The organism is Pseudoduganella guangdongensis, assembly GCF_009857475.1.
Taxonomy (GTDB): Bacteria; Pseudomonadota; Gammaproteobacteria; order Burkholderiales; family Burkholderiaceae_D; genus Rugamonas; species Rugamonas guangdongensis.
The window spans coordinates 1-12310 of the sequence record NZ_WWCJ01000029.1 but is presented as its reverse complement, the minus strand read 5'-3'; the positions used below and the strand labels follow the sequence as shown (position 1 = coordinate 12310).

The following is a 12310-nucleotide window of genomic DNA, read 5'->3' as shown; positions in this document are numbered from 1 at the left end:
ATATCAAGGGTAAGAAAAAAGGGCCCGCGGGCCCTTCTTTCATTCTGCTGGCGCAGGGTCAGGCCAGCTTCGGCTGGCGACGGAATGCCAGGTTGACCAGCTTCATCACCAGGCGGAACACCAGGCGCACAAAGGTCAGCGCCAGGATGGCTTCGACGAAGGTCAGCACGAAGGCCACGGCGGTATTCCAGCGCTCTTCGCGGTACTTGTACTTGGCGAACATGCGATCACGCGTGATCTCGATACTGTCGTAGAAGGTCGGCACCACCAGCAGGGTCAGGAAGGTGGAGGTGATCGTGCCGCCAATGATCGCCACCGCCATCGGGCGATAGAACTCGCCGCCCTCGCCCATGCCAATGGCCACCGGCAGCATGCCGGCGATCAGGGCGAAGGTGGTCATCAGGATCGGACGCAGACGCATGCGGCCGGCGTACATCAGCGCATCCTCGCGGCCATAGCCTTCTTCCTCACGCTTGCGCGCCGCATCCAGCAGCAGGATGGCGTTCTTGGCCACAAGGCCCATCAGCATGATGACGCCGATGAAGGACATCAGGTTCAGCGTGCCGCCGGTCAGCAGCAGGCCGACCACCACGCCGATCAGGGACAGCGGCAGCGACAGCATGACCGCGCCCGGCGCCGTGAAGGAACCGAACTGCATCACCAGCACCAGGTACATCAGGCCAATACCGGACACCAGGGCAATGCCCATGGCGCCAAACACTTCGCCCTGGTCTTTGCCGGAGCCACCCACGTCCATGCCGAAGCCTGGCGGGTAGTCCATTTCCGCTGCCAGTTTCTTGGCCTCGGCAATCACTTCACCGGTCGAACGACCTTCCACGTTGGCGGCCACGGACACCATGCGCTTGCCGTTCTTGTGGCGGATGGTGGCTGGGCCCTTGCCCATGGTGATGGTGGCGATCTGGTCCAGCGGTACCATCTGGTTGGTGCCGGAGACCGAGATCGGCAGGCGCTCGATGTTTTCCGGGCTGACGCGGTCGTCCGGATGCAGGCGCACGGCCACGTCGCGGGTTTCGCCGGTCGGGTCGACCCAGTCGCCCACTTCGATACCGGCGAAAGCCACGCGCAGCGACTGCGCCGCATCACCGGCGGAAATGCCCATCGAGTTGGCCAGGCCGCGGTTCAGCTCAATCTGCAGCTCGTCTTTCGGGTCCTGCTCGGACAGGCCGACGTCCACCGCGCCCTTGACCTGGCGCAGCTTCTCCATGAACTGGCCGGTGATTTCCATCAGCTTGCGCGAATCCGGGCCGACGAAGTCGATCTGCACCGGCTTGCGGGCGCCGTTGTTGATATCGTCCAGCACCACGAACTCGCCGCCCACCAGGCCGGCCAGCTTCTGGCGCAGTTCGACCGCGATTTCGCTGGCGTCGCGCTCACGCTTGGTACGCTTGCCGATATCGACCCAGATACGGCCGCCCGACAGGTTGACGTAGGTGGAGGTGGCTTTGACTTCCTTGATGGTGTGGGCGATCTGCGCCGCCTTGTCCATCTTGGTCTTGGTGTATTCCAGGCTGGACGAGGACGGGGTACGCACCTCGATCGCGATCGAACCGAAGTCCGATTTCGGCAGGAAGCTGGTGCCGCCCACGGTGGCCTGCAGGGCCAGCGCGCCAACGAAGGATGCCACCGCAATCACGGCCATCCAGCGGCGGTGGTGCAGCGCCCAGGCGATCACTTTGCCGTAGCGGTCAGCCTGGTGGTCGAACCAGTGGTTGAATTTGTCCAGCACCTTGCCGATGCCCTTTTTCGGGCGGGTGTGGTGGTCCACCGGGTCGCCCCAGTAGGCCGACATCATCGGGTCCAGGGTGAAGGAGATGAACAGCGATACCGCCACCGAGCAGGTCACGGTCAGCGCGAACGGACGGAACCACTCGCCCGGCATGCCGCCCATGAAGGCGACCGGGATGAACACGGCCATGATGGAGAAGGTGGTCGCCGCCACGGCCAGGCCGATTTCAGCGGTGCCTTCCAGCGCCGCCTTGCGGCGGTCGGAGCCTTTCTCCATATGGCGCACGATGTTTTCACGCACCACGATCGCATCGTCGATCAGCACGCCGATCGCCAGCGACAGGCCGAGCAGGGTCATGAAGTTCAGCGTGAAGCCGCACAGCCAGACCGCGATGAAGGCCGCGATCACGGAGGTCGGCAGCGACATGGCGGTGATCAGGGTCGAGCGCCAGGAGTTCAGGAAGGCGTACACCACGAAGATGGTCAGCACCGCGCCGAACACCAGCGCCTCGATCACGTTGTTCAGGGAGCTTTGCGCGTCCTCGCCGCCGTCGCGGGTGATTTCCAGCGAATTGCCCAGGCCTTCGGCCTTGAACTCCTCGTTGATTTCATCGGTCAGCTTGCGCACCGCCTTGGCCACCGACACGGTGGAGGCGTCGCGGGCACGGATCACGGCCAGGCCGACGTTCGGTTTGCCGGAACGCAGGCTGACGTTGTTGATGTCGGCAAAACCGTCCTCAATGGTCGCCACCTGGCCCAGGCGGATCAACTGGTCGCCGTTACGCTTGACCACCACGTCCTTGAATTCTTCCGGACGCTCGATGCGGCCCACCAGGCGGATCGCCTTCTCTTCCAGGTCGCCGCGCACCTTGCCCACCGGGGCGTTGGTGTTCTGCATGCGCAGGGCGTTGGCCACTTCGGCCACGGAGACGTTAAATTCGCGCAGCTTCTCGGCGCGCAGCAGCACCGACAGCTCGCGCCGCAGCGCGCCGTTGACGTTGACGATCGCCACGCCGTCCAGCGCGCGGTAGCGGTCGGCCAGCTTGTCCTCGGCAATGCGCGACAGCACGGCGTGCGACTGCGTCTTGGACGACAGCGACATTTGCATGATCGGGTCGGCCGAGGTGTCGATGCGCTGGATCATCGGCTCGCGCATCTCGGTCGGCAGCTTGTAGCGCACCGAGGCGATGGCGTTGCGCACTTCATCGGACGCTTCGATCAGGTTCTTATCGAAGTTGAAGCGCATCTCGATGGTGGCGCTGCCCTCGCGCGAGGTCGAGTAGGTGTCGGTCACGCCGGCAATCGACTGCAGCGATTTTTCCAGGCGGTTGATGACTTCGCGCTCGACCGTCTCCGGCGACGCGCCAGGATAAGGAATGCTGACGATCAGCAGCGGAATCTCAACGTCCGGGTTCTGGTTGACGCGCAGCTTGGACAGGGCCAGCAGGCCCATGGCCATCATCGCCACGATCAACACGATCATGGCGACTGGGCGCTTGATACTGAAGTTAGACAGGAACATGGTTTAGATTCCTTTAGTTGCCTTTGCTGGCGCCGGCTGGCAGGGTGGCCGAGGCAACCGCCTTCGGCGCTTGCATTTCGACCTTCTGGCCATCGCGGAAGCCGGAGGCCGGGGTGCGCATTACGATATCGCCCGTGGCCAGGCCGGTCTGCACCTGCCAGTTGCCGCTGCGCGCGTCGCGTGCGCCCATTTGCAGCGGGGTCTTGGCCAGCGCCTTGTCCTTGATCTTCCACACATAGGTGGAGTCGCCCTGCTTGACCAGCGCCGATTCAGGCACCATCAGCGCCGAGGTGGATTCCGCCTCGATGCGGCCTTCGGCGAACAGGCCCGCCACGCGTGGCAGGTTCTTGTCGGCGAAATCAACCAGCACTTCCACCTGGCGGGTCACAGGATTGGCAGCCGGATCGACGCGCTTGACCTTGCCCAGGAAGTTCTGGCCCGGGTAGCCGTTGATCGAGAACACCACGCCCTGCCCTGCCTTGACCACGCCCACCGAGTCGGCGGAGATGCGGCCTTCAAAACGCATCGAGTTAGGATCAACCACCTTCACCAGTTCCTTGCCGATTTGCGCGGTATCGCCAGCCGACACTTTACGCTCGGAGACGATGCCGTCGAACGGCGCGCGCACCAGGGTACGGGTCATCTGCTGGTTGGCGGTGACCAGGCGTGCCTTGGCCGCCGACAGGTCGGACTGCGCGTTATTGCGGCGCACTTCCGCATCTTCCAGCACCTGCGAGGAAACCATGCCGGACGCCTTCAGGGTTTTCTGGCGGGCCAGCACGCGTTCGGCTTGTTCCATCGACTGGCTCGAGGCGCGCACCGCTTCCTGTGCCGAAGCCAGGTTGTCGCGCAGCGCGGTGTCGTCCAGGCGTACCAGCAGGTCGCCTTTCTTGACAGCTTCGCCATTTTCTTTAAGTACTTGCATGACCACGGCGCCGACTTCGGCGCGCATGTCGGCTTTGCGCTCAGGCTGGATGGAGCCGGTGATCACCGGGCCCGACGCCAGGGCGTTGCTCTCCACCTTCACCAGATCCTCGGACGAAACCTGCAGCGTGGCCAGTTTCTTTTCATCGCCCTTGCCTTTGGCGTCAGCCGTGGCGGACGCGCTGGCCTTGCCGGCTTCCGGGCCTTTGCCGGAATTACCGCAAGCGACCAGCGCAGATGCAACAGCGAGAGCTAATAGGGTTTTACGCAACATGAGAATCTCCAGGTTTGGTGGACAGCTTATTTATATATTCGAATGCATACTTCCGCAGCGTGCAAAAGTATCCTTTTACAGAGGGAGAGTGTCAATTAACAGGAGCCAGAACGCCGGTTTCGGGGGCTGGACTGCAGGATTTGCGGATGAACCGCAAATTTGGGGAGTAGACGGGAGGAAAGGATTGCTACATTCATGTAGCAATCCTCGGGGGAATTTAACGCGGGAACAGGGCGAAAACCAGGTGGCCGATGGCGATGCCGGTGGCCAGGCCGCCGGTGATTTCAACCACGGTATGGCCCATCCGTTCGCGCAGCCATTTGTGGTCCGTGGCATCCTTGGCCAGGCGGTTGATGGCGGCAGCCTGGCGGCCGACGTGCTGGCGCAGGCTGTTGGCGTCGATGACGACGATGAAGCACAGCGTCACGGCGACACCAAAAGCCGGGTGGCCCATGCCCTCGCGCAGGGCGATCAGGGTGGCCATGCTGGACACCACCGCGCTGTGGTTGGACGGGAAGCCGCCATTGCCGACCAGATTGAAGGCCCATTGGCGGGCTTTGATACTGTTGATCAGGAATTTGATCGGGCCGACCGTAATCCAGGTCAGCAGCGGCGTCAGCAAGTAAGCAAGATCCATGTATGGCGTCCTAAAGGGGCAATCCCCCATTATAATCGGCGCACCAACAATAATTAATACCAAAAGAATATGAAGCATTTCAGGATCTCAATCCTCGTCACCATCATCCTGATGGGCCTGGCCGGCTGGTGGGGCTTTGAGCATGGCGGCTGGCGCGCGGCGCTGACGGCGCTGTGGATCACCGGCGTGCTGGGCGTGATGGAAGTCTCGCTGTCCTTCGACAACGCGGTGGTCAACGCCTCGGTCCTGAAAGACTGGAATCCCTTCTGGCAGAAACTGTTCCTGACGGTCGGTATCCTGGTGGCGGTGTTCGGCATGCGCCTGGTATTCCCGCTCGCCATCGTGGCAGTCGCGACTGGCCTGAACATGTTCCAGGTATGGGATATGGCCACCACCACGCCGGCCGAGTACTCGCGCCACCTGATGAGCGTGCACGAGGAAGTGGCCGCCTTCGGCGGCTCCTTCCTGCTGCTGGTGTTCCTGAATTTCCTGTTCGACGAGGAAAAAGATGTTCATTGGATTCACTGGTTCGAAGAGAAGGTCGGCAAATACGGCACCGAAAGCCTGGCCATCCTGCTCACCCTGCTGGCGGTGTTCGCCTGCGTGCAGCTGGTGCCGGAAGCCAAGCAGTATTCGGTGCTGTATGCCGGCGTGACCGGCACCGCGATTTACGTCGGCGTCGGCTGGCTCAGTAGCATCCTGGAAAAGGAAGGCCACGACGAAACCGGCAAAGTGGTCGCAGGCGGCAGCTTGGGCGGCTTCCTCTATCTCGAAGTGCTGGACGCCTCCTTTTCCTTCGACGGTGTGATCGGCGCGTTTGCGATCACCAGCGACGTGGTCATCATCATGCTCGGCCTGGCGATTGGCGCCATGTATGTGCGCTCGCTGACCGTCTACCTGGTGCACAAAGGCACGCTGGACGAGTTCATCTACCTGGAACACGGCGCCCACTATGCGATCGGCATCCTGGCCGTGATCATGTTCTCCAGCGTCAAGTACCATATTCCGGAGTGGTTCACCGGCCTGTCCGGCGTCGCGTTTATTGTTGTATCGCTGTGGTCTTCCCTCAAATACAAGAAATTACATCCTGTGGAGTCTGAATGAGCCGTGTGTTGGTGATTGTTGGCGGCCTGCTGGCCGCCGTCGCGCTGCTGTTTGCAGCCTATGTCTGGGTAGCCATGAGCTACTCGTATTCCGAAGGCGAACGCGCCGGGTACTTGCAGAAGTTCTCCAAGCGCGGCTGGATCTGCAAGACCTGGGAAGGCGAGATCCTGCTCACCTCCATGCCCGGCGCCATCCCGGAGAAATTCGAATTCACGGTGCGTGACGACGCCGTGGCGAACCAGATCGCCGCCGCCGCAGGCAAACGCGTCGTGCTCCACTACGCCCAGCACAAAGGCCTGCCGACCAACTGCTTCGGCGACACGCAATACTTCGTCGAATCCATCACCATCCAGCCTTAAGCGAGGCAAGGCCAGGCCCTCCGGGCCTGGCGGGTTCAAGCGCGCGATCGTTTGACACCCAATCCGCAAACTCCTGCCACATGCTGCAGAAGCGCATGCTATATTGCCAACATCTGTGACGTATCCGCTTCGGTCTGCGCGAGAGTACTGCCTGGCTACGAGCCCAATCAATCCCACGGCCCCTTCCCTCCTCATGCAAGTTGAGCATCGCATCAAAGTTGCTGCCGCCCCCGAATCAATCTTCCACATCTACCAAGACGTCGAGAACTGGCACACCTGGGACCCGGATACCAAGCATGCAACTCTCCAAGGCCCATTTGCGGTCGGAAGTCGCGGCCGCCTTACGCCAACCAAGGGGAACACAGTCCCCATGCTTCTGACGAAAGTGGTTCACGACCGCTGCTTCACAGTGGAGTCGAAGATCCCATTATTCCGCATGGTGTTCGAGCACGAGCTGATGCCCTTGCACGGAATGACCGAGGTCATTCACAGGGTCACGTTCTCGGGGCCGCTGACATTTGTGCTCGGCAGAATGCTCGTAAAGCAGTTGAACTCGGGGCTACCCATTACCCTGCAACGGCTCAAAGCGCTGTCGGAGTCATCGAGATCATGAATTCACCTAAAAAACCATTGCGGTGAACTGATGACAAAAACAATTGCGTTCGGTATCTTCCTTTGCGCGGCTCTTGCAAGCTGCACCACGGCTCCCCGTCAACACGATTTGATTGCCAATCCAACGCCCTTGGGGCGAGATATCTTCAGCGCCGTCTCACCCAATCGATTCGAGAGCGGCAGTTTCACCTCTTCCCGAGGGATGCAAGTGCCCTACCGCCTGCTTCGCCCATCGAAGCTAAGCCCAGGCAATACCTATCCGTTGGTAGTTCAGTTGCACGGGTCCGGCGGCATCGGCACTGATAATCTAAGCCAGCTGGAACGCATGGCCAAAAGCTGGGCAATGCCGGATGTGCGCGATCGCTATCAAGCCTTTATCTTGATTCCCCAATTTCCGATCAGAAGTGCGAACTATGGACCGCCCGCGCCAGACCAGCATGCCGTTGCCTCCCAGGCCCTGAGCGATGCAATGGAACTGGTACGCGAGTTTTCGTCAGTCCATCCAGTCGATAAATCACGGATCTACGCAACAGGATTCTCCATGGGTGGCTCCGCCGCGTGGCTGCTCCCATCGCAAGCTCCCGAAGTGTTCGCCGCCATCGCTCCTATTTCAGGAATTGCCCCTCCAGACTCTCAGGTAGCCAATTTTACGAATCTTCCGGTGCTCGCGATCCACGGTGGTTCGGATGTGGAGAATCCGATTGTTGCGGACAGGCGGTTTATCCGAACCATTGCAAGCCACGGTGGACAGCAAGTGTCGTTGAGAGAGTACGTAGGCCTGGAGCACCAGCCCCCTGCCGATATCTACCCAGGATTCTGGTGGCGGGATTGGCTGTTTCGTCAACGACGCAGATAGCACCTGACCACTCAAACGCTGTTCAATCCAGCGCAGCCGGACGGCGCCGCTGATCGTAGAAGTCTGACCGTTCTAGCCACCTATTGGAGGTCGTAGTGAAGAAAGTACTACTGCTAATCATCTTCCTGTTTACCCATTCTGCATTTGCCCAGGAAGCGAAAAGCACTAGGCTTCTTCCCACCAAAAATTTTTGCAAGGATATTCATTTCTAAATCTACATAGGTGTCAGGCTTACAGAAAGCTCAATTGTTGGCTGCGCCGCGAAGAACAGTTGACCGTCAGGTTCTGGCCATTAGCCATCAGGTTCAAAAGAATACAAAGTACAGAACTGGTGCGGCAACTTCAACAGCGCCCCAAGCTAAAGCTATTAAGTGCCAGCGTTTGGGGAACAGGTGATGCCGTACCCGCTTATATCCAAAATACATAGCGCCAATGCCAAAGCTCAGTAAAGCGAGTCCGTATGAAAATACTGACATCATTGCTAGGCCAATCGCATCTCCGGTTAGTGGGTGCCCTGCGTTTCGTGCCGCCGTCAACTGAAGAAATAGAACTATGAATGCTAACAACGGAAGCCCGCCCAAAACAGCACAGCTTGCTACAATGTTAGGTATCTTTCCCGTCAATGTTTGCATACGAACCGCGCCCTGTAATGTCTGTTTTTGGCCGTTCTCGGCTTCCGTACTGCTGCGCCAAAATGTGCCTCGTGGTATCGGCGCGGCTAACGGGTAGCCTTGGGGCATGGTCCTAGCGAAATTACAGTTAAAGACTCGGCCGAATTTGAACCTCGGCATCAGGGTCAGAAACGTAAATTATTGCGTGCCCTTTTTCCCACCACCCCTCAATTGTGTACTGAGCACTTACAACCCAGCCGCAATCCTGTTTGCCAATTCCCAAACGGCGATCCATATACGTGGCATTGATCGGGCCGTCGATAACGGAGACGCCGTCTTCTTTTAGAGCTACCAATGCCAATTCAATAGCTAGCTCCTTGCTGACCGAAATTGCCTTGCTCAACTTTAATCCATTCTCGAATACTTGGTGAAACTGGGAGGCGGCTGCTTGTGGCCGTTAAGGCACGCCTTAAGTTTTCATGGTTCGATGATCTGGATCGACGGCGAATGGGTTAACCAGGAGTCGGTTTCACGGTGTCGACCAAGTCCCACCGATTCAAATTCATCGCTGTCCTTTCCTGTTCGAACACCAAGCAATTGAAGTGCGTAGTTGATGGCGTCGTTCGCTACTATAGGTGACCCGGCCTTGCCCCCACTGAACAAGACATAGGCTTGAGTTCCTGCTCCCCCGAAGACTTCCGCTTCGATGTAAGCGAAATCTCCGCGCATCGCGATCTGAGTGCAGAGCTGCGTTAATGCAGATGGCAATTCCACGTCACCTTCGTCCGTCAAGGGCAAGAATGGAATCCCGTGAAATTCCCGCGCAATAGTCCCAAGCGGAATCATCTCCACGCCGCCTTTGAGCTCCACAACTTCCAAGGCATCAGGTAATTCACATGGAAAGACCCCTCGCAGGGCCACAATAGATTGAATTGAATAACTCACACTCGTCCTACATCAACAAAAACTAGGCGGCACTATCATTCGCCGGCCGTCTGCATTTGGCCGGCCTAGGTCAGCGGCTGCAATCTTGTATCTCAAAGCCAGCCCCCAGGCATTCCTGCAGTGACCGGAGCAATCCGGCAGCATCAGCCAGAAAATGCTCACGTTCCAAACCCGACCATAGCGAAGGCCCTGCCGGGTCACTCCAATCCAGGGACGTATCAAATCGTGTTATCAGTTCTTCCGCCCGCTTCTTCACAGACGGCGTAATTTCAAGGCTATCCAACTCAACAGGGTATCCGAACCTATCTCTGGCCAGTTCATTTTCCGACCAAAGGCAAATGCCAGAGCCTGGATCGAAAGAGAATCGTAGCTTATAAATTTCCATGTGACTCACAAGCTCAAATGTCGGCTGTTGGCCGGGATGCGCCAGTATCAGTTCGCATGGCAATTCAATAAGATCAATCCGCCCTCACGAATGAAGTTGTAACTCCTATGTTCGCACATGCGATCTTTGCCTGCTCGACCTCGAAGTCCAGAAAATACCCGAGCTCCCATGTAAGCTTTCCTGCTTTCTGCTGCTCTTCTAGTTTGAATGGTTCAAAGCGTTCAGCGAATGCCAGCACTTTCTTTAGTTTAATTAGGGCTTTCAGAGCTTCTGCGCTCGACCCTATGAATGCAGTCCCAATGAATAGTTCATGTCCTGTAATTCCCGATAAGTCCGGAAGATAATGGCAATGAACGGCCAGCTCACCGCCACAGTCTTTGCAAATCCAGATCTCCAGTGCAGATGCCACCTCGGGTCGTTCAAGATTGGAGCTACCGCATTTCAAGCAATTCATGGTTTGTAAAAGATCTGGTTCCAATGAAGGGCCTCATGGCCGACTACTTGCGGTCCGATGCACCGGTGCGGCCTTGGTCTTGAAAATATATCTGATGCCCAATCTCTCGCGCATCGGAAAGTTCAAGATCAAAAACGCCCATTATAAGTAGAAGGCATTCGTGCTTCCGAAACCCATCCTGGCGTGCTTTGCGATATACCTCATGCACAGTAGCCCCTCGCTGTTTCATGGTCAGATACGGACCAAGGTCTTGGTTCATTTTGGCCATCACAATCTATTCAATGCCAGTTCTTAGCGTCCGGCAGCCCCTGGCCGAATTTGACCAGAGCGTGATCAATCTTCAAACCAATGCTTTCGCATTTGACTTAGGAACTCGGTCGTCACAGGAAATCCAGAACTGGACCCAATCACCGAGTCGATCCCGCAGTTTGGGCACAATGCTGTCGTCCCGGCATCAAGCTCCAGCTCAGGCGGCGTGCCTTCCGGCCAATCAACCCAGTCTCGAATTTCGCTCGGACTAAAGTTAGCGAGGCAATGGAAGCACCCGCATTGGGTACTTCCCATTATTTCAGCGCGATGCCGCGAGCTATGTTTATGTGCAGCGAGAATGTCGTTCATTACAAGGCTAACAGATGATTTTGAAAAGCGGCCGCTCCTGGCCGACTGCAGCACATGATTCTACGTCTTGTACCTGGTTGCCCAAAAATATCCCCCGACAATTACTCCGACCAGACCAACTAGGCTCAACCCAGCTTGCGATAGTCCCGACCAAAACAATGAGCTTGACAAGGCGTGAGTCAAAATCGGTTGCGCTTGCAAAGCGCTTAGGCCGACGCCAAAGAATATCGCACCTCGGATTGTGCGAGGGGACCAATCTTTCATTCATTTCCCTTTCCAAAAGTCAGCGGCTGCAGTTGGCCGATGTCCGATACCTCAAGACTGGCATTCCCCCAACAAATAATCAAACTACTTCAACGATATTAGATGAAGCTCATCGGGCAGTGCTCCTCCCCGTAGGGCCGCGCTCATGACCAAAACATCCACTGGAGAGTTGATACTCAGAGCAATATCCCTGGCCAGTGGTCCTGCAATCAGGACGCGATCTAAAACTTTCCCTTCCCATTCGATGAAAAGCAACCTGCCTGATGCGCCCTGAGTGAGCGCAGCGACTCGCCTAGCGGCGCTTTCAGTTAGACGGATGGCCAGCTCTTTACGCGATCCTCTGCTACTGCGAGGTATGCAGTTAAATAGATCCGCGAAAAACGAATGTTCATATTGCCTTTCATAAACCATTGGGATACCTGAACTTGGAAAGTCTGCTAATGGCCGCATTCAGTCGACCTCATCAAGGGAGCGCCTTGGCCGGGCTCCGTCAACTTGAACGAGGATAGACTCATCCCGCCCAACAATGTCGAATTTCCCGCCATCGCGCTCATACACCTCTGCGGCCCAAAATGAAATCGTGTGACCGTCAATCACGATTTCGACGCGCAGAATCGCGTTTGGGCCGTCATCTTCAGGAACCACAACGGTCGCCATGCCTATTGGAAGCTCGGTCAAATGCCGCGTACGAAAAATCGTCCCCGACTCCGCAATGGATGGAGTATCGATCACATCTCGATCACTCAGGCACAACCCATAATATTCGCTCCCGTCATCCGACTGCGAAGCCATTCGAAAGACCGATCCATCGCTCAGTTGAAGATCAATGCTTATAAGCTGCAGGTAAGGTACCGTCGAATGCTCCCATAGTACGGGACCATTCTCCGCGTCACCATCAGATAACGCCATTTCGGTCCCAACCCATCTCGTGATGGAGTGACCATTTAGCTTCGCAATTTCCATAAACTCAAAAAAGGTTCACATGCCAACGGCCGTTTG

12 protein-coding genes are annotated in these 12310 nt (G+C 57.5%); 4 read left to right on the top strand and 8 right to left on the bottom strand.

Annotation, left to right across the window (positions count from 1 at the left end; genetic code table 11):
- Positions 1–58: 58 nt before the first annotated feature.
- From GTP41_RS25185 to GTP41_RS25175, 3 genes are all read right to left on the bottom strand, one after another.
- A complete protein-coding gene (locus GTP41_RS25185; protein ID WP_161028351.1) occupies positions 59–3268 on the bottom strand; it encodes an efflux RND transporter permease subunit in 3210 nt (1069 codons plus the stop codon).
- Positions 3269–3281: 13 nt separating this feature from the next.
- Positions 3282–4466 (bottom strand): efflux RND transporter periplasmic adaptor subunit, encoded by a 1185-nt coding sequence (locus tag GTP41_RS25180; RefSeq protein ID WP_161028350.1) that lies wholly within the window; start codon positions 4464–4466, stop codon positions 3282–3284.
- 217 nt (positions 4467–4683) lie between these two features.
- The gene (locus GTP41_RS25175) at positions 4684–5103 is read right to left on the bottom strand and encodes a divergent PAP2 family protein (protein ID WP_161028349.1); all 420 of its coding nucleotides are present in this window, start codon (positions 5101–5103) and stop codon (positions 4684–4686) included.
- A gap of 69 nt (positions 5104–5172) precedes the next feature.
- On the opposite strand from GTP41_RS25175, the gene GTP41_RS25170 reads away from it, so the two are divergent.
- The 4 genes from GTP41_RS25170 to GTP41_RS25155 all read left to right on the top strand — a co-directional run bounded on the left by GTP41_RS25170 (position 5173) and on the right by GTP41_RS25155 (position 8034).
- Positions 5173–6207, top strand: coding sequence for a DUF475 domain-containing protein (locus GTP41_RS25170; protein WP_161028348.1), 1035 nt, complete (start codon positions 5173–5175; stop codon positions 6205–6207).
- On the top strand, positions 6204–6566 hold the full coding sequence (locus GTP41_RS25165; protein WP_161028347.1) for a DUF8785 domain-containing protein: 363 nt from the start codon (positions 6204–6206) through the stop codon (positions 6564–6566). Before GTP41_RS25170 ends, GTP41_RS25165 begins: the two co-directional genes overlap by 4 nt.
- Positions 6567–6759: 193 nt before the next feature.
- A complete protein-coding gene (locus GTP41_RS25160) occupies positions 6760–7179 on the top strand; it encodes an SRPBCC family protein (RefSeq protein ID WP_161028346.1) in 420 nt (139 codons plus the stop codon).
- Positions 7180–7209: 30 nt separating this feature from the next.
- The gene (locus tag GTP41_RS25155; protein WP_161028345.1) at positions 7210–8034 is read left to right on the top strand and encodes a carboxylesterase family protein; all 825 of its coding nucleotides are present in this window, start codon (positions 7210–7212) and stop codon (positions 8032–8034) included.
- Positions 8035–8793: 759 nt separating this feature from the next.
- Here GTP41_RS25155 and GTP41_RS25150 read toward each other — a convergent pair.
- The 5 genes from GTP41_RS25150 to GTP41_RS25135 form a co-directional block, all read right to left on the bottom strand.
- Positions 8794–9048 (bottom strand): hypothetical protein, encoded by a 255-nt coding sequence (locus GTP41_RS25150; RefSeq protein ID WP_161028344.1) that lies wholly within the window; start codon positions 9046–9048, stop codon positions 8794–8796.
- 74 nt (positions 9049–9122) lie between these two features.
- Positions 9123–9590, bottom strand: coding sequence for a hypothetical protein (locus GTP41_RS25145; RefSeq protein WP_161028343.1), 468 nt, complete (start codon positions 9588–9590; stop codon positions 9123–9125).
- 70 nt (positions 9591–9660) lie between these two features.
- Positions 9661–9975 (bottom strand): immunity protein CdiI family protein, encoded by a 315-nt coding sequence (locus GTP41_RS28175; RefSeq protein WP_503826761.1) that lies wholly within the window; start codon positions 9973–9975, stop codon positions 9661–9663.
- Between the two features lie 73 nt (positions 9976–10048).
- On the bottom strand, positions 10049–10453 hold the full coding sequence (locus GTP41_RS25140; RefSeq protein ID WP_161028342.1) for a hypothetical protein: 405 nt from the start codon (positions 10451–10453) through the stop codon (positions 10049–10051).
- Between the two features lie 1308 nt (positions 10454–11761).
- Complete coding sequence (locus GTP41_RS25135) at positions 11762–12274, bottom strand: hypothetical protein (protein ID WP_161028341.1); 513 nt, start codon at positions 12272–12274, stop codon at positions 11762–11764.
- Positions 12275–12310 lie beyond the last annotated feature (36 nt).